The 22,850-nt window shown below is 36.2% G+C and carries 14 protein-coding genes, 1 tRNA gene and 1 pseudogene; 7 read left to right on the forward strand and 9 right to left on the reverse strand.

The window, feature by feature from the left end; genetic code table 11:
* Positions 1-331: 331 nt before the first annotated feature.
* On the reverse strand, positions 332-814 hold the full coding sequence (locus tag WFZ85_RS14590; protein WP_342697018.1) for a regulatory protein RecX: 483 nt from the start codon (positions 812-814) through the stop codon (positions 332-334).
* Positions 815-1,401: 587 nt separating this feature from the next.
* Between WFZ85_RS14590 and WFZ85_RS14595 the strand changes: the two genes are divergently transcribed.
* Entirely contained in the window at positions 1,402-8,010 is a 6,609-nt protein-coding gene (locus tag WFZ85_RS14595; RefSeq protein WP_342697019.1) for a choice-of-anchor D domain-containing protein, read from the forward strand.
* A gap of 80 nt (positions 8,011-8,090) precedes the next feature.
* Here the strand turns inward: WFZ85_RS14595 and bioB are convergent, their stop codons facing one another.
* Together bioB and WFZ85_RS14605 are read right to left on the reverse strand one after the other, a co-directional pair.
* Complete coding sequence (bioB, locus tag WFZ85_RS14600; protein WP_342697020.1) at positions 8,091-9,176, reverse strand: biotin synthase BioB; 1,086 nt, start codon at positions 9,174-9,176, stop codon at positions 8,091-8,093.
* A 126-nt stretch (positions 9,177-9,302) separates the two neighbouring features.
* Positions 9,303-10,232 carry a bifunctional riboflavin kinase/FAD synthetase gene (locus tag WFZ85_RS14605; RefSeq protein WP_342697021.1) on the reverse strand — a complete coding sequence of 310 codons (930 nt, stop codon included), beginning with the start codon at positions 10,230-10,232 and terminating at the stop codon, positions 9,303-9,305.
* Between the two features lie 376 nt (positions 10,233-10,608).
* Here WFZ85_RS14605 and WFZ85_RS14610 point away from each other — a divergent pair, with 376 nt between their 5' ends.
* Entirely contained in the window at positions 10,609-13,269 is a 2,661-nt protein-coding gene (locus WFZ85_RS14610) for a zinc-dependent metalloprotease (protein ID WP_342697022.1), read from the forward strand.
* 61 nt (positions 13,270-13,330) lie between these two features.
* Here WFZ85_RS14610 and WFZ85_RS14615 read toward each other — a convergent pair.
* A tRNA-Ala gene (locus tag WFZ85_RS14615) sits at positions 13,331-13,404 on the reverse strand.
* Positions 13,405-13,501: 97 nt separating this feature from the next.
* Between WFZ85_RS14615 and WFZ85_RS14620 the strand changes: the two genes are divergently transcribed.
* Genes WFZ85_RS14620 through WFZ85_RS14635 form a run of 4 tightly spaced genes read left to right on the forward strand, consistent with a single transcriptional unit; the run spans position 13,502 to position 15,744 of the window.
* Positions 13,502-14,266 (forward strand): enoyl-CoA hydratase/isomerase family protein, encoded by a 765-nt coding sequence (locus tag WFZ85_RS14620; RefSeq protein WP_342697023.1) that lies wholly within the window; start codon positions 13,502-13,504, stop codon positions 14,264-14,266.
* A 7-nt stretch (positions 14,267-14,273) separates the two neighbouring features.
* Positions 14,274-14,444 carry a hypothetical protein gene (locus WFZ85_RS14625; protein WP_342697024.1) on the forward strand — a complete coding sequence of 57 codons (171 nt, stop codon included), beginning with the start codon at positions 14,274-14,276 and terminating at the stop codon, positions 14,442-14,444.
* 39 nt (positions 14,445-14,483) lie between these two features.
* Positions 14,484-14,936 (forward strand): 6-pyruvoyl trahydropterin synthase family protein, encoded by a 453-nt coding sequence (locus WFZ85_RS14630; RefSeq protein WP_342697025.1) that lies wholly within the window; start codon positions 14,484-14,486, stop codon positions 14,934-14,936.
* 46 nt (positions 14,937-14,982) lie between these two features.
* Positions 14,983-15,744, forward strand: a complete 762-nt coding sequence (locus WFZ85_RS14635; protein ID WP_342697026.1) for a UDP-2,3-diacylglucosamine diphosphatase — start codon at positions 14,983-14,985, stop codon at positions 15,742-15,744.
* 208 nt (positions 15,745-15,952) lie between these two features.
* Here WFZ85_RS14635 and recJ read toward each other — a convergent pair whose 3' ends face one another.
* Together recJ and WFZ85_RS14645 are read right to left on the reverse strand one after the other, a co-directional pair.
* A complete protein-coding gene (gene recJ, locus WFZ85_RS14640; protein ID WP_342697027.1) occupies positions 15,953-17,650 on the reverse strand; it encodes a single-stranded-DNA-specific exonuclease RecJ in 1,698 nt (565 codons plus the stop codon).
* A 47-nt stretch (positions 17,651-17,697) separates the two neighbouring features.
* Complete coding sequence (locus tag WFZ85_RS14645) at positions 17,698-18,558, reverse strand: DUF4886 domain-containing protein (protein ID WP_342697028.1); 861 nt, start codon at positions 18,556-18,558, stop codon at positions 17,698-17,700.
* Positions 18,559-19,161: 603 nt separating this feature from the next.
* Between WFZ85_RS14645 and ade the strand changes: the two genes are divergently transcribed.
* Positions 19,162-20,787, forward strand: a complete 1,626-nt coding sequence (gene ade, locus WFZ85_RS14650) for an adenine deaminase (RefSeq protein WP_342697029.1) — start codon at positions 19,162-19,164, stop codon at positions 20,785-20,787.
* A 110-nt stretch (positions 20,788-20,897) separates the two neighbouring features.
* On the opposite strand, the gene WFZ85_RS14655 is transcribed toward ade, so the two are convergent.
* The 3 genes and pseudogenes from WFZ85_RS14655 to WFZ85_RS14665 all read right to left on the reverse strand — a co-directional run.
* On the reverse strand, positions 20,898-21,758 hold the full coding sequence (locus tag WFZ85_RS14655) for a hypothetical protein (protein WP_342697030.1): 861 nt from the start codon (positions 21,756-21,758) through the stop codon (positions 20,898-20,900).
* A 6-nt stretch (positions 21,759-21,764) separates the two neighbouring features.
* Complete coding sequence (locus WFZ85_RS14660) at positions 21,765-22,538, reverse strand: HipA family kinase (RefSeq protein WP_342697031.1); 774 nt, start codon at positions 22,536-22,538, stop codon at positions 21,765-21,767.
* A gap of 203 nt (positions 22,539-22,741) precedes the next feature.
* Positions 22,742-22,850: pseudogene (locus WFZ85_RS14665) on the reverse strand (IS982 family transposase); the annotation flags it as partial.

The raw sequence follows: 22,850 nt of genomic DNA on the forward strand, positions 1-22,850 counted from the left end.
ATATTGGCACTTCGACAGGCTCAGTGTGACAATGTGCTTCTTATTGTATTTGTTTATATGTTGGCACTTCGACAGGCTCAGTGTGACAATGTGCTTCTTATTGTATTTGTTTATATATTGGCACTTCTACAGGCTCAGTGTGACAATGTGCTTCTTATTGTATTTGTTTATATATTGGCACTTCGACAGGCTCAGTGTGACAATGTGCTTCTTATTGTATTTGTTTATATGTTGGCACTTCGACAGGCTCAGTGTGACAAACTGCTTCATATTGTATTTGTTGTAAAATGAGTATTTGTATTATCTAGGATTACAATTAAATACCGCGATGTCAGTCTGAGCTTGTCGAAGACGATAACTCCTTCATTTTCTCATACACCAGATGGCTTTCCCAACCTTTGCGTAGCAAATAGTCGCAAAACTTCTTTTTCTTTTTTTCGGCATTGGGTTCGCGCAGGGTTTCCCAGTGACGTTGAGCAAGCGTGTCGAAGGTTTCTTGGGATTGTGCCACACTAATTTCTGAAAGTGCCGCCGTGATATTGGGCGCAGCAATATGTCGTGCTTTGAGTTCGTTGACAATGCGCACTTTGCCCCACTGTTTGATGCGGTGTTTTCCTCGAGCAAAACTGCGCGCAAAACGCTCTTCGTTTAAAAAATTATGTTGGAGTAAATGCACCACTATCGTGTCAATCTCCTGGGATTTCATGCCTAGTTCGTATAACTTTTGCACCACTTCTTGATGGCAACGCTCTTGATAGGAACAGTAGTATTCCAGTTTACTTTGGGCTTCGAGCAGGGTTAACGATGGGTTCATTTTGAGTGTAAATCCTAGGAGAACAAACATAACAAAATATCCCTAACAGTTTGGAATTATACTTTCAATAATGGCAAGTAGGCGATTAAAATAGTGTGCCCTTTTTATGGTTTGGCTGTTTACGATTCCTACTTCTGTGATATAGTATCCATACTGTATCCATACTTCTGGCATATACTACCCATACACTCTTCATACACTACCCATATACTCGGGGTATTTTTTTAGCCATAATTGGGGCGATATAGCGATGTGTTGGGGTGTATTTTTACTCTATTGCGATGGTACTTTCTTCTTAATGTCCTACAGGAATATATTTTTTTAAGATAAAACTTAGGGCTAAAAAGTAGCGGTATTGTATTTATTTAACAAAAAAGAATAATAAAAACAGCAATTTCCTAACCTTATGCCATATTGTTCATAAAAACGGTAATTTATTAATAATAACTTAATCTAAACCAATTGTATTTAAGTAATTTAGATGTAATTTTGTCAACCCAAATGCTACTTAATTTAACTGCTTTTTTATGGCTTTGCCACGCTTTAGTATTGGCATAAAAATACATACATAAAACAATTCATTTTAAATGAAAATTAAATTACTTATCGTTACGCTTTTGATTTCGGGGATTTCTTTTGGGCAAATTGCTGCATGGGATTTTTTTGGAGAAAGTTCACCAGCAACTTCTACTGCGGATGTATTTAATGCTGGACTTGATGCAAGCAATTTGATAACAAGAGGAGCAGGAGCTACTGCTAGCACTGCTATGAATTCTTTTAGAACCCAAGGTTTTCAGAGCGACGGAATAGCAACCACAAATACCGATTTTTTTCAGATTACTTTATCGGCAACGCCAGGCAATACTTTATCATTATCCACTATAGATGCCCGTGTTGGGGGTACAAGTAGTTTTGCAGTTACGCCAGGTGTTTCTAATCAGTTTGCCTATAGTTTAGACGGTACAAATTTTACCTTAATAGGTACACCGCAATTACTGACTGGAGCTACAGCTACATTAACTCAAATCAATTTATCGGGAATAGCCGCTTTGCAAGGTGTTGCGGCTACTACCACTATTACAATAAGATATTACGCCAGTGGCCAAACTACGACAGGAGGATGGGGTTTTAATTCTCCTAGTGCTGGAGCTTATGGCTTAGCTATTGGTGGCACCGTTACTCCTACCGTAACTGGTATTCAAAGTATTGCCACGGGTAACTGGGATAATCCCGCTACTTGGCAAGGTGGCAACATCCCAGATCCTAACGAAAATGCTATTATTCGCACGGGTCATTTGGTAACCATGAACAACGCCATTTATGCTACGCGCGATGCAGGTACAACTACGCTGGTAGATGCAGGTGGTTTTTTAGCCACTCCTTTGTCGATTACCAATAACGGCACGATGACCATCAATGGCACATTTATAGTGCTAGCAGGTGGTGGAGTCACCGGCAATAATCTGCAATATGGCGTGGCAGGCCAGTTGCGCTTTGATCATGCCAACAGTACCACGATGGTGCTGGGTGCTTCGCAACGCATTTGGCCCATAGCCAATCCGCCCTTTAGTGTATCTTTATTTCCTAACTCGCCGGTGCAACTCAACACGGCAGTGGGTGCCGTTAATGGAACACTAACATTATTTGCGGGGTTGGATGTAGCGGTTGCCAATGCGCTAACGGTGAATGGTGTTTTGACTATTTTTAATGGTGGAAATGTTACTGGCAATGCTCCTTTGTATGGCGCAACGTCTACTTTGCGTTATGATATAGGAACTACTTTCGGAAGAGGAGTAGAGTGGAGCGCACTAGGCGTAGGCACTATAGGGGTAACGCCAGGGTATCCTAACAATGTAATCATACAAGGCAATACGACACTCGATTATGTTAATACAGCAGTGCCCAACAGTGTTTTAGATAAAGCCACAGCAGGAAATTTAACGATAGATAATGGTTGTACTTTAAACATGAATACCGGCGGTGTAGCTCTTGGCGGCACATTAACCGTGGGAGGTAGTCTTCTTGTTAATGGTCCTACAGGCGCGATGAATTTGGGTGTGGGTGCCAATGACGATTTGCGATTAAGAGGCAATCTAACAGTCAATGCGGGTGCTACTTTTAATGCCAATACCAAACGCGTGTTTTTTATCAACAATGCAGCGACACAAATCATCACAGGTCCTAATGTGGTGATTCCCTATATGGTTTTTCAACCCGCTTCGGGCAGCACAACAGTGCAGCTGGGTGGCTCAGCCACTACAGTAACCGTGTCGGCACCTGCTGGTGGGAATGCTATTGTTTTTAATAGCGCTACTGATGTTTTTAATATCAACTCAGGAGAACTGATTATTGGTACAGCAGGGGTTGCCAATACGATTTCGGGTTTGGGTACTTTTAGTGGAAGTCTTACTTCACGGCTCAGTTTGTTAGGTACCGGCAGTGTAGGCACCTTGCGTTTTCTTGGCTTTCAAAGCTTAGGTAATTTTACTATTAACCGCACCGCAGGTGCTGTTGCCTGTGTCATGGGCTCGCCATTAACCATAGCGACCAATTTAAACCTAACTGCAGGTATTCTCGATTTAGATACTACCACTTTTACCATGAATAGTACCGCTACTATTAGCGGTGCATCAGTCAACAATTTTATCATTGCTGATAATGCTTTTGGAGGAATTCTTCGCAGACAGTATACCACTACAGGGTTGTTTACATTCCCTATAGGTGATAAAACAGGCACTATAGATTATTCGCCTGCAACAGTAAATTTAACGGCTGCCGCCGGATTAGGAACCACTAGTTTTATAGACGTAGCTGTTAACGACAGTAAACATCCCAACATGGATGCCACTACTCACTTTATTTCTCGTTTTTGGGTGGTTAATCGTTTTGGAACTATTACTACGCCTACTTATAGTTTTACTTCCACCTATTTACCGGCTGACATTAATGGTACAGAAACAACGAGTTTCTCCCAACAGTGGAATGGTAGTACCTGGACAGTGGGAACCATCTTGGCAGCCAACACGCTTAGTTTTGGAGGGTCAACGACTTTGCCTTTATCGGGAACACCCAACGTCTTTTCTGGCGGATTACGCAATCAAGAAATCAATATACGTCAAGGCGCTACTAGCTATGGAACAGGAACTTCAAACCCAATATATCCGTTTGGAAATGTGGCTACGGGAAGCTCTAGTACTATAACCTTTACTATAGAAAATTTAGGGAATAGTAACTTAGCTTTATCGGCAAACACGCCTGTGACTGCACCTTTTAGCGCGACCATTCCGTTTACTTATGTAACCAATCTATCCACCTTCGGTTCGGTAACCTTTACTATTACTTTTGCTCCTACGGTAGCCGGACCATTTTCTGGCAGTATCACTTTTGCGAATAATGACTCTGATGAAGCTTCTTATGTATTAGGTTTTTCAGGAACAGGAACCGGAAGTACTTTGTCTGATATTTTTGCTATAGCAGGTTCAGACCCAGCTACTATTTCTAGTACCAGTATTGGAACTATTGCTACCGTAACTGATGGCACCGAAGTGTGGCGTTTTCGTTTACGCGATGGTGGCGCGGCAGCAGCTGATACTGATGCCTTGCCTACTATTATGACGGCTTTAACGATAACGCAAAATGGTAATGATGCTATAGGAAATTGGGACCAGACTATCCAAAACATTGTCTTAGTTAATTTAGATACCAATACTATTATCGCTCCAGGAGTTGTAACTGCCGATCAAATTCAGTTTACGGGCTTATCTGTTACAGCAGTTGATAATGGCAGTGTGTTGCTAGGACTTCGATTAACGTTGCGTTGTCCGCTGGGTGTTGGAGCAATTGACGGTGATGATTTTGGTTTTACCATCTCTAATCCCAACGTTACTTTTGCGCCAACCGGTTCAGGAAAAGTTACATTTTCGGCCCAGTCTACGGTAAATGGTCGACTAGCCATTGCGGTAGTAGCTTCACAACTTCGTTTTACTACACAACCTATCACTACAGGGGTAAACACCCCAATGAGTACTGTAGTGGTTGCTGCTACAGATGCTTGTGGAAATAGAGACTTAGGGTTTACCGGTGTGGTGTCCTTAACGAGTTCGGGCACCATGACGGGTTCGCCTATTAACTTGGCGGCAGCTTCAGGACTTGCTACTTTTATTGGGATTACACATACGGTGGTTGGCACAGACATCACATTGACTGCTACGGCAGCTGGTGTAACGGCTATAGGCAGTACGCTTTTTGATATTGCTGTAGTAACGGTATTAGCACCTGGTGACTTGGCGGTATTAGCCGTTAGTACCAATATTACCGGAGGTGCTGACCAAATTTCTTTTGTATGCTTTAGAGATTTATTACCCGGAACCAAATTGCTTTTAACCGATAATGGTTATGAAAGAGTATTTGCTAATCAATGGGGAGGAACAGAAGGAGTAATTACCATTACGAGAACCGGGTCATTATTGCCCAAAGGGACGATTATTACTATTGAAACTTCGACCACAAGTCCTAATGTAACAACACCTGGTCAGTTTGATGTGTATACCTGTGGTGCATTAGATACTAATTGGACAAAAACAGCGGAGAGTGGTGGTAGTGTTGGAGGGTTTAATTTGAATAATAATGATGATATTTATTTTATGCAAGGCGGACTTTGGACCAATAATATAGCACATACCTCTACCTATAGCGGCACCGTTTTATATGGATGGACAGAAAGCGGTTGGCAAACAGCGCCTAGTGGTAACACCTGTATTTCTCCTCCGAATGGCGATCCGAACGATTGTACAGCATGGTCAACGCTTTATCCTGGATTAGAATGTTTTAGTAACATCGCACCCTCGGGCAATGGTTTTGTGAAATTTGACGATCCAGATGCTGTAGATTTTAGTGCAACAACACGCGGAAAATTTGACTGGATTGCCTTAATCAATGATACCGCCAACTGGGATACTTATACTGATAATGCGGCTTATACTGCGGGTGGTTTTAATTACAGAGCGGGTTGTACACTAGTGCCATTGGATACTGATATATATGTAAACGGAACATGGAGCGGCCGAAGAAACAGCAACTGGTTTAACTGTGAAAATTGGGATACTTTGATTGTACCCGATGCAACCGTAGACGTTCAAATAATAGATAATAGTTTTTTAAATTCGCCTGCTGTTGATGCGACGGCGCCATTTGCAGCTAACTTTGGTTTTATAGCAAGAGCCAGAAACTTAACCTTAGCAGGAAAGAAGCTCGATATTATTGGCAATGTAAATAATAGATTGGAAGTACACGGCGACTTGGTTATTCAAAATAGTGCAGCCGACTCAGCACTAGACATGAATGATGGAAATAACGCTACTGCCGACGGACAGTTATTTTTATATGGTAACTGGAACAATAATAAAAACAATAACGCTTTTGATGAAGGCAATGGTACCGTGCACTTCGTAGGGGCAACACCACAAATTATCAATAATGTAGTGCCACAAGGAACAGAGCAGTTTTTCAATGTGGTCTTAGATAATAACTTTGATACTGCGGTTTCTAATGACCTTTTTGCCACTGGTGATGTGACAGTTGCTACTACTAGAAATGTATCAGTAGATGCGGCGGGTTATTTGAGAGTAAACAACAGATTAACCAACAACGGGAACATTACCATTCAAAGTAACGGTCAGTTAATTCAAGTGAATGATACCGATACTAACAATGGCGATTATACCGGAACCCGTTTTACTGTAAGACGAAATTATACGGCAAAAGATATTGATTATGTATATTGGGGTGCACCGACAAAATCATTTGCAGTAGCCAATTTACCCAATGGATTACGCTATGAATGGAATCCTATTTTTCCAAACTCCAACGGAACTTTTGGAAATTGGATTACACCTTCTACGGCGAATATGGCAGAAGGTAAAGGGTATATTGCTCGAACATTTAATGGTGCTGCTGTTCCTACCACCAACACGTTCAACTTTTTTGGACAACCTAATAACGGATTGATTAATTTGCCTATTTCGCGAGGCGCTTATTTTGGTGATGGTATAACCACAGGATTAAATTATGATGCTGAGCCTGCCAATCCGAATAATGTGCTCACTACGCGCTGGGATGATAACTGGAACTTAGTTGGTAACCCGTATCCATCGGCTTTAAATGTAGAAAGGTTTCTAGCCTTAAACCCTTCAATAGAAGGATTTATAAACATTTGGACACATCAAAGCGACCCAACTTCGGGTGTTGATCCCTACTATTTTGACTTTGTTTACAATTATAACACTAATGATTACATCACCCATAACGGTTTAGGAACCATTAGTGGACCAGCAGGATTTAATGGGAATATTGCATCAGGTCAAGGATTTTTTGTGTTGATGAGTGACGGTCCTGCGACAACGGGTTCGTTACAATTTAGAAATGAAATGCGCTCTAATTTAGTTGCGAATACTACCTATAACAATTCGCAGTTTTACAGAAATACAAACGGTAGTGATGAGGTAGCAACGGAGTCAGAAAAAAGCAGAGTTTGGCTAGATTTGGTTTCACCACAAGGAAGTGTTAATAGAGCCTTAATAGGATATACGACAGCAGCTACTAATAATACAGACCGATTGTGTGATGCAGTAACCAATGCTGCTGGATTAAAGATTTATTCGTTTGTTGACGACAATCAAAATCAACCCTATTGTATTCAAGGAAGAGCTTTGCCATTTGATATTCAAGACCAGGTTAAATTAGGAATTAGCGTTAATACAAGCGGCAACTATTCTATTGCTATTGCGGCAGTAGACGGCTTATTTTCAGAGAGTAATCAAGAAATGTATTTAGAAGATAAGCTTTTGGGAATAACACATCTTTTAAATGACAGTCCCTATCCGTTTACAGCATCACGAGGTATTGTAAACGACAGGTTTATCCTTAGATATACTTCGCAGAGTTTATCCAATCCTGATATAACCAGAGATGATGCCGTAATAGTGTCGTCAAATCTGCAAACGCTGACCATAACTTCGAGAAATGAAACCATCGCTAAAGTTATGGTGTTTGATATTTTAGGCAGAAAGATTTATGATAACAATCAGGTTTCTGATGTGATCCACCAGATTGACAATCTAAAATCACAACAAACAGTGGTAGTAAAAATAGTACTTCAAAATGGAGTAGTAGTGAATAGAAAAGCCATTGTGCCCTAGCTAATGGTTTTTAGGAAAAGAACATGCCCCAGATAGTGAAACACTATTTGGGGCATTTTTTATTGTATTAACAATTGTATTTACTTTCCTTTGGTCGATGCTTCTAGGTTTCGCTCGATGGTATGACCTGGTCTCGTCCATTTTGGTTTTTCGCCTAGCGCTTGAAACTTGGAGTCGGCTGCTTCGACAGTTGTAGGTTGCATGATTTTTATAAAAGGTTTTTGTGGCACTAATCCCAGGGTTTCAAACATTTTCATGTCTTCGTTTACATCAGGATTGGGAGTAGTCAATAGTTTATCTCCGGCAAAAATGGAGTTGGCTCCAGCAAAGAAACACATGGCTTGCCCTTCGCGCGACATTTCGGTTCTTCCGGCAGAGAGGCGTACTTGTGTTTCGGGCATCACTATTCGAGTGGTAGCTACCATGCGAATCATTTCCCAAATTTCGACTGGTTTTTCGTCTTCCATTGGAGTTCCTTCCACTGCTACAAGCGCATTTATAGGCACCGATTCAGGTTGTGGATTTAGCGTAGAAAGTGCAACTAACATTCTGGCTCTATCTTCTATACTTTCTCCCATACCGATAATGCCACCGCTACATACCGTAACATTAGTTTTACGGACATTTTCGATAGTTTGTAGACGGTCTTCAAAACCGCGAGTAGAAATCACTTCTTTATAATATTCTTCGGATGTATCTAGATTATGATTGTAGGCATACAATCCTGCTTCTGCCAATCGTTGCGCTTGATTTTCGGTCAACATACCTAGTGTGCAACATACTTCCATATCCAATTTATTGATGGTTCTTACCATTTCTAATACTTGGTCAAACTCTTCACCATCTTTTACATTGCGCCATGCTGCACCCATACACACTCTGGAGGAACCGTTAGATTTGGCACGAAGGGCTTGTGCTTTTACTTGGCTTACTGTCATTAAATCGTTACCTTCAATATTAGTATGATAACGAGCGGCTTGAGGGCAATAGCCACAATCTTCGGGACAACCACCTGTTTTTATAGATAATAAAGTGGAAACTTGCACTACGTTTGGATCATGATGCTCTCTATGTATTGAGGCCGCTTCATATAGCAAATCCATCAGCGGTTTATTATAGATAGCAATAATTTCTTCTTTGGTCCAATTGTGTTTAGTAATGCTCATAATGGTTAAGTAATAAGTTTCAAAAGTAGTTAATTTGTTATTAAGTAACAATTTTGAATACAATTTAAAGTAAGTAGCTTTAAACAAGCGTTAAGATAAGCAAAAAGGTAAGGTCGTCTTAAGTGATTAGAGCTTGCTGATGTAGGCAAGCGCCATTTTTTTATCGTGGTCCAGTTGATTTTGCAAAGCTTTTACTGTATCAAATTTTTGTTCTTGTCGCATCCATTCGAGTAGGGCAACAGTTATTGTTTGATTATAAAGGTCTTTGCTAAAATCAAAATAATGAACTTCTATAGTTGGTGTGGTTCCATCGACCGTTGGTCGTGTTCCAATATTCATCATTCCAAAAACAGTTACACCGTTTATGGTACTTTTTATAATATAAACACCATTTTTTGGGATGAGTTTATAGTCTTCTTCAACCGTGATATTGGCTGTGGGATAATCTATGGTTCTGCCTAGTTGTTTTCCTTTTACTACTGTGCCAGTTAACGAGTAGTCATAGCCAAGATAATTGTTGGCTAATGCTACATTTCCTTCGGTAAGAGCGTTTCGTATTTTTGTAGAACTAATAGCTACATCATTAATTTCTTTTGCAGAAATTTGTTCCACTTCAAACCCAAACTTAGTTCCAAATTGGATTAAATCGTCAATATTTGCTGTTCTATTTCGGCCAAAACGATGGTCATATCCTATGATGATTTTTTTTGTTTGAAACGTCTCTACTAAAACTTGTTTGACAAACTCCTCGGCGGTGAGTCTTGAAAATGCTGTATCAAAAGGATGTATGACTAAATTATCTATTCCCATTGACTCTAATAAATTTATTTTTTCTGCCAAAGTGTTTAGTTGTTTCATCTCAGTATCTGCTTGAAGCACTGTTCTAGGATGTGGAAAAAAAGTTAGTACCAAACTCTCACCGTGTAGTTCGTTTGCGGCAGCAGTTACTAACTTTAGTATCTTTTTATGTCCAAGATGAACACCATCAAAAGTACCAATAGTTACAATTGTTGGTTTTTTGGCATGAAAGAAATGTATACTATCAACTCTATTCAAAACGAAAATTTAGATGGCAAAAATAGATTTTTGAAGCGAAAAAAAATAATTTAAAAGTGTAATAATCATTTAGCTAAAATGACTAACAAGGGTTTCGCCTCGTTAAATGGTTTTTAGCAGTTGATTTATCACTTTATAAGTTTTTGTAAAGCGATATATCATATAATACTTAATAAAACTGTAGAAAATTTGCGAATACAAGACTTAGGAGTACGATTTGTTTAAAACTATTTAAAATAGTGAACTCTTATTTGCAAATTATTGAAAGATAACTATCTTTGAAACGATGAATTTAATTTTTTAACTTGTAGATTGTTTTCTATTTTAAACAGCATAATAGTTAAGAAAAATACAATACTTAATTAACCAAATAACCATGAAAAAAACATTACTATTAGTAATTTTTACAATTACAGTTTCGGGTGCTTTTGCTCAAAAAAACACGCCGTGGAAGCTTTTTGATAGCAACAAGGCTATTACTTCAGAAAAAGTTAGACCGACGGAGTATTCTTCAAATCAGAAATTAGTTCAGTTTAACGCTGTTCAGTTTAAGCAATTACTTGCAAACGTAGCCACTAAAGAATCTGGACTTCCAGGTTTTGAAATCACATTACCTAACACGAGTGGTCAATTAGAAAAATTCTTGATTTGGGAATCGTCTAATTTTGATCCTGCTTTACAGGCAAATTATCCTGAAATTAGAGCTTACATCGGAAAAGGAGTTACAGATATTTACGCTACTTTAAATTTGAGTTTTTCTCCTCTTGGGATACAAACTATGGTTTTTAGAGCAGGTTCGGGAACAGAATTTATCGAACCTTATACAAAAGACCGTTCGGTATATGTAGTTTTTGATTCTAAAACAAGAATAAAAGGTAATTTACCATTTGTTTGTTCAACCGAAGATACTGCGGTAATCCAAGATTTGCACAAGAATGGCAATGTAACCATGGCAAACAATGAAGTATATAAAACAATGCGATTGGCTTTATCTTGTACTGCTGAGTATACCACATTTCACGGAGGAACGGTGGCTTTGGCTTTAGCAGCAATGAACGCAACCATGACCAGATGTAATGGGGTTTTTGAAAAAGATTTAGCTATTAAACTTATCATTATTCCAAATAACAATTTGGTTGTTTACACTAACGCTGCAACAGATCCTTATTCAACAGTTCCTGCTGGTGGTGGTGCGCCAGCGGCTTGGAATTCTCAATTACAAGCTACATTAAATAGTGTGATTGGTGCTGCAAACTACGATATTGGACATCTTTTTGGTGCTACAGGTGGTGGTGGAAGCGCCGGATGTATAGGTTGTGTTTGTGATGCTTTGAAAGGAAGTGGAATTACGTCACCAATAGATGGTATTCCTGCAGGAGACACCTTTGATATTGATTTTGTGGCTCATGAAATGGGGCATCAAATGGGTGCGAATCACACTTTTACGCATACAGCTGAAAACAATTCTGTAAACGTTGAGCCGGGCAGTGGTTCTACTATCATGGCCTATGCAGGAATTGGTGGTGGTGGCACTGACATGCAATCTAATTCAGATGATTATTTCACCTATAGAAGTATTTTGCAAATACAGAATAATATGCTTAATAAAACCTGTCCAGTAAGCACTAGCTTAGCTGTTACAAACCCTAGACCGACAGTTTCAGTAACTAGTACTTTTACCATACCGGTAAATACTGCTTTTAAATTAACTGGTTCATCTACAGGCTCAACAGGCGAAGTACTAACTTACAACTGGGAGCAAAATAATGACGCAACAGTAGTGGGTGGAACTTCTACCTTTCCATCACCTACAAAAACAAACGGGCCTAATTTTAGATCAGTGGTTCCTAATGCATCACCTGTCCGATTTATGCCAGCATTCCAAAATGTGCTTGCAGGTCAATTAGTGACTCCTTGGGAAACAGTTTCATCAGTTCCAAGAATCTTAAATTTCACTTTCACAGTTAGAGATAATGTTCTAGGAGGAGGACAAACAAATACTGGCACAACGACTGTTTCAGTTGCTGATGCTGGCGGTGCATTTGAATTTACAAGTCCAAATACAAACGTTTCTTGGCAATTGGGTTCTACTCAAACTGTTACTTGGAATGTAGCGGGCACTACTGCTAATAATATGAACACAGCAAATGTTAACATATTGATTTCTGTAGATGGTGGCGCAACGTTTACAACGTTAGTTGCAAATACTCCAAATGATGGTTCTCAGACGATCACTATGCCTACTACTCCGACACAAAATTGCAGATTATTAATTGAAGCTGTTGGAAATATTTTTTATGCAGTTTCTAGAAATATTACTTTAGGATTTGAATGTAATGTGGCTTCTGAAAGCCCTGGAACAGCCATTCCTGATGGTCTTGGTGCAAATTCACCCGGTGCAGCAGTAGTTCGTACCATCAATTTTCCAAACAATGTTACCATTAATAATATGAAAGCTACTTTTAATACTGGTCATACTTGGATTGGAGATTTAAATGTTAGATTAAGACATCCAGACGGAACGGAAGTAATTTTATGGAATAGAACATGTAATAATCCACAAGCTTCTGGATTGAATATTACTTTCCAAGATGGTGCGCCAGCGCCAGCATGTGGAAGTCCAACGACTGGTACAGCAAGCCCAGTGCAACCTTTAGCTGCTTTTAATGGAAAACCATCAAACGGTACTTGGACCCTAACAGTTCAAGATTTCTTTAATGACGATTCTGGGAATATCAATTCATGGGGAATTGACTTTGGTTGTACTCTAGCCAATCAGGAATTTGATAGTGCAGATATCTCAGTTTATCCAAATCCGAATAGCGGAAACTTTATGTTGCAATACACTAATCCAATTTCGGACAAAGTAACTGTGAACGTCTTTGATATTAGAGGAAGAAAAATATATGAAAACTCTTTTGGTAACCAAGCAACAATTAATGAAACTATTCAGTTAACTGATGCTCAAGCAGGGTTATACTTAATGACCATTACAGATGGGAACAGAAAAGAGGTTAAGAAAATTATTGTTGAATAATACGTTCTAACGATAAAATGAAAAAGCCGTTTCGATACTATACGAAACGGCTTTTATTTTGTGGAGAATATCGGATTCGAACCGACCACCTCTTGCCTGCCAGGCAAGCGCTCTAGCCAAATGAGCTAATCCCCCATTTTATGACCACAAATATATCATTTTATCAAAACAAAAAGCAATTCAAAAATCAACTTTTTAAGATTTGTTATAAATTTACAACAAATACATTATTATGTCAGACCAAAATTCTAATGGACAAATCCATATTCTATTTGAAGACTCCATCGCTACTATCACTTTTAGTCACCCTGCGAGCAATTCTTTCCCTAGTGAATTATTACAAAAACTAACGCAAGAAATTAATTCTTTAAGTGGTAATGATACCGTTAATGTCATTATTTTGCAAAGTGAAGGTAAAACTTTTTGCGCGGGTGCTTCGTTTGATGAATTGCTTTCCATTAAAAACTTTGAAACGGGAAGGCAGTTTTTTTCTGGCTTTGCGAATGTCATCAATGCGATGCGAAAGTGCTCGAAACTAATTATCGGAAAAGTACAAGGAAGAGCTGTTGGTGGTGGTGTTGGTTTAGTTTCGGCTTGTGATTTTGCTTTTGCCTATCAAGATGCCGCAATCAAACTTTCTGAAATTGCGATTGGTATTGGTCCTTTTGTTATTGAACCAGCCGTTTCCAGAAAAATAGGGAAAACTGCTATGACTCATCTGACTTTGCAACCCAATACATGGCAAACTGCAGATTGGGCTATTGCAAAAGGATTATATGCTGATGTATTTGACAGCTATGCCGAACTTGATGAAGCTACTTTATCTTTTGCCAAAAAATTAGCCAACTACAATCCAGAAGCACTTTCAGAAATGAAAAAAGTGTTTTGGGAAGGAACAGCGCATTGGGACGAATTATTGTATGAACGAGCAGCAATTTCAGGTAAATTAGTGCTTTCTGATTATACTGCAACTGCTTTAAACGAATTAAAAAAATAAAATCAATATGCTACTGTTACTTATTCAACAAGCAACTATTGACGAAAAAATAAAACAAGCTCCCGATAATGGGTATTTAATTGGAGTTTGGATTGGTTATGTCTTGCCCTTTGTGATTTTAGTTGCGCTAGCTTGGTTGCTATATTATCGGGCAAAAAAAAGACGAAACGACTTGTAGTATTAATGACTAAATTTACAGCGTAAAAAAAAATCTGCCATGAGCAATATCAGAATTACTAAACAATTTTCTTTCGAAACCGGACATGCACTTTATGGCTATGATGGCAAATGTAAAAACGTTCACGGCCACAGTTATAAACTTTCGGTGACAGTCATTGGGAAACCTATAACTGATACTACCAATGTCAAGTTTGGAATGGTCATTGATTTTTCGGATTTAAAAAAGATTGTCCGCGAAGAAATTGTGGATGTTTTTGATCATGCCACTGTGTTTAATAAAAACACACCTCACGTGGAACTAGCGAACGAGCTAAAAAATCGTGGGCACCATGTTATTTTAGTAGATTATCAACCAACGAGTGAAAAAATGGTAACCGACTTCGCAAACAAAATTAAAAATCGTTTGCCTGCCGATATTCAATTGCATTCTTTAAAATTGCAAGAAACAGAAACATCATTTGCCGAATGGTATGCTTCGGATAATGAATAAATAATTAGTACTGACAAGTCGCGGCTTGTCCCTTCCAAATAAAAACATGACTATTTCTCCAAACAGAAAAATATATTTCGCTTCCGATCAGCATTTTGGCGCTCCAACTCCTGAAGCTAGTTTTCCTCGGGAACAGAAGTTTGTTGCTTGGCTTGATGAAGTAAAAAAAGACGCCGAATGTATTTTCCTTTTAGGTGATTTATTTGATTTTTGGTTTGAATACAAAACGGTTGTTCCCAAAGGTTTCGTGAGAGTTTTAGGCAAACTAGCCGAAATTCGTGATAGCGGCATTCCCATTTATTTCTTCGTAGGCAATCACGATTTGTGGATGCACGATTACTTTGAAAAAGAACTCAATATTCCGGTTTATCACGATAATCAAGAATATACCTTCAACGGAAAAACCTTTTTAATAGGTCATGGTGACGGAAAAGGTCCGGGCGATAAAGGCTACAAACGCATGAAAAAAGTATTTGTTCATCCGTTATCGAAATGGATTTTTCGATGGTTACATCCCGATTTAGGAGTGAAATTAGCACAATATCTTTCCGTGAAAAACAAACTAATTTCTGGCGAAGCCGATGTGAAATTCCTTGGCGAAGAAAACGAATGGTTAGTGCAATATTCCAAACGAAAATTGGAAAGCAAACATTATGACTACCTAATTTTTGGTCATCGCCATTTGCCGATGATAATTCCCGTTGGCGAAAACTCACAATATGCCAACCTTGGCGATTGGATTGGTTATTTCACGTATGGTGTTTTTGATGGTACAACTTTTGAGTTGAAGGAGTATAAACAAACTTAAATTTTGGTTCTACCACGGATCGAATAGGTTGATATCTTTCACATTATAAACCATTAAGTAATTTTAGTTTCATTAAGTCTTGATTTGCTTAAATTGCTTAATGGTTTAAAAATTTGTGCTTAATGTTACTAAAAAAATCTATTTGGTTTTACGCAGATAATTCGTGGTAAAACCTAAATTCTAAACTCTGTTAGAGTTCAGAGTAAAATCACCTCAAATCCTTCAATCGCAATTGAACAGTAATATTCCCATTAAATACATTTTCATCGATACAAAAAGCGATATCAAACGGATTTTGGTTTTTTGTTATTTCTATTTTATTTCCTAAACCAAAACCAATAACACCAAAACCTTCAGTCCCGAAACTTCGGGATTGTTTTACAAACAATTTTAAATGCTCATCACTTTGACCAATTGTTTTTCCATAACCAGTATCTTTAACACCTTTTGCCATAAAAACCGGTGTCATATTTTGCGGCCCAAAAGGTTCAAACTGGTTTAAAATTCTAATGAGTTTTTCGTTAATTTCGGATAACTCGATTTCAGCATCAATGGATATTTCTGGAAGTAATAAATCGGGATGAATGGTTTTTTCAACAACACGTTCAAAAGCATTTTTGAATGCTAAATAATTTTCTTCTTTTAATGTCATTCCTGCAGCATACATGTGTCCACCAAATTGCTCCAAATGTTCTGCGCAAGCTTCCAATGCATTATAAACATCAAAATCTTTCACTGAACGAGCTGAAGCTGCTAATTTATCGCCACTTTTCGTAAAAACAATCGTCGGACGATAATAGGTTTCCGTCAATCGAGAAGCCACAATTCCGATTACACCTTTGTGCCAATTTTCTTGATAGACAACGGTTGTAAATTTTTGTTTTTCGTTATTTTCTTCTATTTGCGAAAGTGCTTCAACCGTGATTTGTTTGTCCAAATCTTTTCTGTCCGAATTGTGTTGCTCAATTTCGGAAGCAAAAAATTCTGCTTGGTCTAAATCATATTCCGTTAGTAATGCAACCGCTTCGTTACCATGTTTTATTCTTCCCGCAGCATTAATTCGTGGTGCAATGATAAAAACGACATCGGTTATTGTGAGTACTTTTTTCTTCAAATTCTGAATTAAAGCTTTAATTCCTGGTCGCGGATTGGAATTGATAACTTCTAATCCAAATTTTGCCAAAACTCGATTTTCTCCCGTAATCGGAACAATATCTGCTGCAATTGCCGTAGCAACCAAATCCAAATAAGGAATTAAATCTTCAATGGTTTGATTTCGATTTTGTGCCAACGCTTGAACCAATTTAAAACCAACACCACAACCACAGAGTTCATCATACGGATAACTGCAATCATCACGTTTTGGATCTAAAACCGCAACGGCTTCGGGCAAAGTTTCTCCCGGTCGATGGTGATCACAAATGATAAAATCAATATTTTTTTCTTTAGCATAAAGCACATGATCAATCGATTTTATACCACAATCCAAAGCAATAATCAGCGAAAAACCATTGTCTTCAGCAAAATCAATTCCTTTATACGAAATGCCATAACCTTCATCATATCGGTCTGGAATGTATGTTGCAACATTGGGATAAAAACTTTTCAAATAGCTTGATAGTAAGGAAACTGCTGTCGTTCCATCAACATCATAGTCGCCAAAAACCAAAATATTTTCTCCATTCTCAATGGCTTTTTCAATTCGGTTAACGGCTTTGTCCATATCTTTCATTAAATACGGATTGTGTAAATCATCCAAACTCGGGCGAAAAAACTGTCGCGCATCGTCAAAAGTTTCAATGCCGCGTTGCACCAAAAGAGTAGCAATGAGTTCGTCAACTTTTAATTGTGAAGCTAAAGCGTTTACTTTTTCAGGAGAAGGTTTTGGTTTTAGTGTCCAGCGCATTTGATATTAGATTTCTGATATTAGATATTAGAATTTTTGAAGAAATTTTATTTAAAAATGTTTTTTAATTTTTTTGCTGTTTCAGAATCTAACTTTCCATTATATTGGAGTTTATCAACTTTTTCATTTGAAAAAATTCTGTAAAATTCTAAAGCATTTAAAAATGAACCTATTTCTGAGGGATGATAATCATCGTCATACAGTTCGATTTCTGGAAAATTTGTTCTAACTTTATAATGGAGATTTGGGTGATTTGATACCAATAAATTATTTACTTCTTTGATATTATTATACGATTCATTCAGAATTTTAATATCTTCTTCAAGGTTAATTATTTCAGTAGAACAGAATTTTTCTTTATTACTTACTTCTTCGTTTACGTAGTATTTTTTCCAATCAAAATAGTGCTTTGGGATACACATTTTTTTTCTTGGATAATCTCCTATAGAAGGCCAAGTACTGAAAATAATAAAGGTGCAATCTTTATTCTTTACTTGTTGTTTAATTTTTAAAATAGTTGGCTCTGTTACTTCTTTTGTCACTTCAGGGAAATATTGATTTTGTGTTACATCTTGTAAAATTATAAAATCCCAATTTTTTTCTTGTAGTTTTTTTTCGGTTTCTGTAAGTTCGTTTAAGGATTTCTCTCTAACACGAATATTATCTTTTGAACTATTTATTATAATATCTTCTAAATGACTTTTTAATGTCATACCAGGAAAAGTAGATTGCTCAATATTAAAATTATTACTCTTTTCATTTAACATTGCTTGCAGTGTTTTTGGCATATCATGATAATAAGTCAAACTATTTCCAATAAATAAAATATTGATTTTATCTTCAACTAAAATAGGCTTTGTTTTGCAGCTTGTCAGCATGAATAAAATGAATAAAAGCGTTTTTTTCATGTCGTATGTATTATTTAATGCTTAGTGTATGTATATGATTTCTTGAAGAAAACTTTAAAAACTATATATTTTAACAGAACGTATTCAAGTAGTAAAACAACAATAAAAACTAGTGCCAAAAAGAAAACACCCATTTCAAAAGCAAAACTTATTCCACCAACTCTCAAATCAGGTTCAATAAAAATTTGATAGATTAGATAAAAGTTTAGAATTGAATATATAACTACGTTAACTAAAAAAGTCACTTTGCCATTTTTTAGATTATTCATATACAATTTATATATAAAGAAAGTTATCAATACAACAACAAACTGAAGAAGAAGAAATTCTTTCATCAGAGAAGTAAATATTTCTTGATTATAAACCTTATCCATTTACCAAAAATACAAAAAACACTACAGAAAAGAACAAGTATTTTCAATATATAATTTGTTACTTTTGAATAAATAAAACACATAGAAACATAGAAAAAATAAACGTTAAGTTCGTATAGAAAAATTCTTTTTTACATAGTTCTATTTAAACTATGATAAGCAAAGCGTCTAAAATTTTAAAAATGAAATCTATGTTTCTATGTGTTTAAAATAATCTAAAAAAACCAAAATGCAAATCCAAGGTCAAATTGTCGATATTCTAAACAAACGAATTTTTTCGGGTGAAATTACCGTAGAAAACGGAAAAATTAGTTCCATAATCGAAAAAGAGCACAACGTTCAAGAGTATATTCTTCCCGGATTTATCGATGCGCACATTCACATTGAAAGTTCGATGTTGGTTCCGTCCGAATTTGCTAAAATTGCGGTTTTGCACGGAACTGTTGCGACAATTTCTGATCCACATGAAATTGCGAATGTTCTCGGAAAAGACGGCGTTTATTATATGATTGAAAATGGAAAAAAAGTACCATTAAAATTTCATTTTGGCGCACCATCATGCGTTCCGGCAACATTTTTTGAAACTGCTGGTGCTGTTATTGATTCTGAAGAAATAAAGGAATTAATGGCACATCCTGATATTTATTATTTGGCAGAAATGATGAATTATCCTGGCGTTTTATTTGACGACACAGCAGTTTTGAAAAAAATAGCTTGGGCAAAACATTTCAACAAACCCGTTGATGGTCATGCGCCAGGATTGCGAGGCGAACCGATAAAAAAATATATTTCGGCCGGAATTTCAACTGATCATGAATGTTTTACCTATGATGAAGCAGCTGAGAAATTATCGCTTGGCATGAAAGTACTCATTCGTGAAGGAAGTGCTGCTAAAAATTTTGAGGCACTGATTGATTTACTTTCCGAAAATTATGAAAACATGATGTTTTGTTCCGATGATAAACATCCAGATGATTTGATTGTAGGTCACATTAACCAACTTTGCGCACGAGCGATTGCGAAAGGTTTCGATGTTTTCAAAGTGTTGCAGGTGGCGTGTGTTAATCCAGTGAAACATTATAAAATGGATGTTGGTTTATTGCAAAAAAATGATGCTGCCGATTTTATCGTAGTAGAAAATTTAACCGATTTCAAGGTGAAACAAACGTTTATCAACGGCGAATTGGTTGCTGAAAACGGAAAATCATTTGTTCAACATGTTGATTTTGAAAAACCGAATAATTTCAATACTTCGGCGAAAGTTTTAAACGATTTTAAAATAGAAAGTTCCGCAAAAACCATTCGTGTTATTGAAGCTTTGGAAGGACAATTGATTACGAATGAAATTCATTGCGCGCCAAAAATTGTTGATGGTAATTTAGTTTCCGATGTGGAAAATGATGTGTTGAAAATGGCAGTTGTTAATCGGTATTCTGATGCTGAACCAGCGATTGCTTTCATCAAAAATTTCGGGTTGAAAAAAGGCGCGATTGCTAGTTCAGTTGCGCATGATTGTCATAATATTGTAGTTGTTGGCACTACTGACGAGGAAATTTTAAATGCTGTAAATTTGATTATCAGAAATACTGGCGGAATTTGTGCCGTGAATGGCGACATCAAAAAATCATTAGCATTGCCTGTTGCTGGAATTATGAGTGATAAAGATGGTTGGAAAACTGGGAAATTGTATCAAGAAATTGACGCTATGGCAAAAGAACTCGGAAGCTCGTTAAAAGCACCGTTTATGACTTTGTCATTTATGGCGTTACTAGTAATTCCTGATTTGAAATTATCGGATAAAGGTTTGTTTAGTGGAAAACAGTTTGCGTTTACGGATTTGGAAGTTTATTGGTAAAAATTTTTGTATGCTTGTTTTCATTTATTGGTTTGGGAAAAAGCATCCGCTTCTATCCAAATTGCAAAAAAAAATTTAGCTTTTTTTTGAATAAATAATAAAAGCTATAATTATGTCAAATCTTCAACTTTATCAAAATAAGGAGAGACTCCTTTCGAGATTATATAATCTTTAATTTTTTCGGTTTCACTTAAATCAACATATTCAACTAAATGACTATCTTTAACATGTTTCCATGTTCTATGGTTTGAAGGGTTTTCAATTTTATTAGGCTCTTGACCAACTAGAAAGTATTTATTTTTATTTGCAGAAGAATAATCGACAGCTTTTGTAAATGATATAAATCTTGTCAAATCATTTTCTAAATTGTATAACCTCTTTACGAAATCAATTGTTTGTCCAGCGACTATAACTCCGTTTTTACCTATAAAATTAACATCTACAGGGGTTAACAATTCATTAAAATCATTTGAACTTATAGTAACATTTAAATTAACTCTATCTTCAATTTTAGTGAATAATCTTGTTCTAACTTTAGACAAAATATCTTCATTTTTTACAATGTTGATTTCTTCATCATATTCAAAAACATATTTATTAAAAATTGACTTAAAGCTTTCAAGTGTAACATCACTATCGATATTTCTCGGTTCAGAATAAATCACTAAATTGTTAGAATATCTATTTAAGTAACTAAAATATGATTCATTTAACCAATTATTTGAAACATCCGTTTTAATATTTAATTTAAACTCATCTATTTTCGGTTCAATTTCATTTATAATGTTACTAAAGTAATTTTTTAGAATATTAAATCTATTAGATGAAATTAATCCCTTTAATACTTGCATTTTTGGATTTGAAACTCTAAATATAGTTTGCTCACCATTAGACATAACCAATCCGACACTAACTTTTTCTTGTAAATTAGAGTTTAAAGGAAGATATATTATACTAAAAAATGTTTTCATTCTATATTAAATATTAGCTTGGATTAATGCTCTAAAATGATTTTCACAATCATTTTTCCAATTTTCAGTAAACAAATTACTTCGAATAAGTAATTCTAAATTTTGAATATTTAATCCCCATTGAATGGGAATATCAACAAGTATACTACTTAATTGATCTTCACATTTCAAAGTACAAAGATAGAAATCTTTAACAATGTTATCAACAATTTTTGTTAAAGTCTTACCCTTTCTGAACAAAACTTGTGCTAAGTCTGAGCATATAATGGATTCATTCTCAGAAATTAATTGAATGCCATGAACCAAAGCATTAGAATTAAAAATTGCTCCATGATCAAATACGTTAAAATAATATTCATTAGATAAAGTCTGATCTAACAATAAATTACTATTCCCATGATGTCTATCTTCATTTCCTAGCCATATATCAAACAATGCAATTTTTAATAAATCAGTTTTATTTGCAATTTTAGTTCGAAAATTAGAATTTCTAAAAGATGGTAATAGTGTCTTATCTACAACTTGACTATCTTCTATGTATAATGAACCAAAACATGGCTTGTGAAAAAAAGCAGGTTGGACAACATTTAAATATTCACTAGGCAAATGTTCTGTCAAAACATTAACAAACGAAATTTGAGGAGTTTTTAAATCCCATAATTGAGCAAAAGTAGAACCTATAACTTCGCTAAATAAAATAGAAGGATACAATCTACCATGTTTACAAACCCAATCAGACATATCAGAACAAGTAACTAATATTGGATTGTCACCTGTCATAAACATGTGTTCTGACCTATATAAACTTTGCTGCGTGGGAATCATTTAAAATCCTAAATAATTGTAAATATAAATAAAAGGAAGAAATAATGACGGAAATATTATTTTCTGATATTAAATAATACAAACAATAGTGGTCTAAAAAAATCTTTAAACTTGGATTTTCCGTTAACTTTTTCTATAATTTAACCCGTTGGGTGTAATTAAATTATTTGATTTTTAATATTATTTATTGGTCTATCAAAGATGAATTTATTGATATATTGAACTAAAGTTAATGCTGTAATTTTTGCTAATATTCTTGTTTTAAAA

The organism is Flavobacterium aureirubrum, from assembly GCF_038739835.1.
In the GTDB taxonomy this organism is placed as follows: domain Bacteria; phylum Bacteroidota; class Bacteroidia; order Flavobacteriales; family Flavobacteriaceae; genus Flavobacterium; species Flavobacterium aureirubrum.

Excerpts from the sequence above, each read along its gene's own strand:
- WFZ85_RS14590 (WP_342697018.1), bottom strand. The coding sequence starts at position 814 with ATGAACCCATCGTTAACCCTGCTCGAAGCCCAAAGTAAACTGGAATAC.
- WFZ85_RS14595 (WP_342697019.1), top strand. The coding sequence starts at position 1,402 with ATGAAAATTAAATTACTTATCGTTACGCTTTTGATTTCGGGGATTTCT.
- bioB (WP_342697020.1), bottom strand. The coding sequence starts at position 9,176 with ATGAGCATTACTAAACACAATTGGACCAAAGAAGAAATTATTGCTATC.
- WFZ85_RS14610 (WP_342697022.1), top strand. The coding sequence starts at position 10,609 with ATGAAAAAAACATTACTATTAGTAATTTTTACAATTACAGTTTCGGGT.
- WFZ85_RS14620 (WP_342697023.1), top strand. The coding sequence starts at position 13,502 with ATGTCAGACCAAAATTCTAATGGACAAATCCATATTCTATTTGAAGAC.
- WFZ85_RS14625 (WP_342697024.1), top strand. The coding sequence starts at position 14,274 with ATGCTACTGTTACTTATTCAACAAGCAACTATTGACGAAAAAATAAAA.
- WFZ85_RS14630 (WP_342697025.1), top strand. The coding sequence starts at position 14,484 with ATGAGCAATATCAGAATTACTAAACAATTTTCTTTCGAAACCGGACAT.
- WFZ85_RS14635 (WP_342697026.1), top strand. The coding sequence starts at position 14,983 with ATGACTATTTCTCCAAACAGAAAAATATATTTCGCTTCCGATCAGCAT.
- recJ (WP_342697027.1), bottom strand. The coding sequence starts at position 17,650 with ATGCGCTGGACACTAAAACCAAAACCTTCTCCTGAAAAAGTAAACGCT.
- WFZ85_RS14645 (WP_342697028.1), bottom strand. The coding sequence starts at position 18,558 with ATGAAAAAAACGCTTTTATTCATTTTATTCATGCTGACAAGCTGCAAA.
- ade (WP_342697029.1), top strand. The coding sequence starts at position 19,162 with ATGCAAATCCAAGGTCAAATTGTCGATATTCTAAACAAACGAATTTTT.
- WFZ85_RS14655 (WP_342697030.1), bottom strand. The coding sequence starts at position 21,758 with ATGAAAACATTTTTTAGTATAATATATCTTCCTTTAAACTCTAATTTA.
- WFZ85_RS14660 (WP_342697031.1), bottom strand. The coding sequence starts at position 22,538 with ATGACAGGTGACAATCCAATATTAGTTACTTGTTCTGATATGTCTGAT.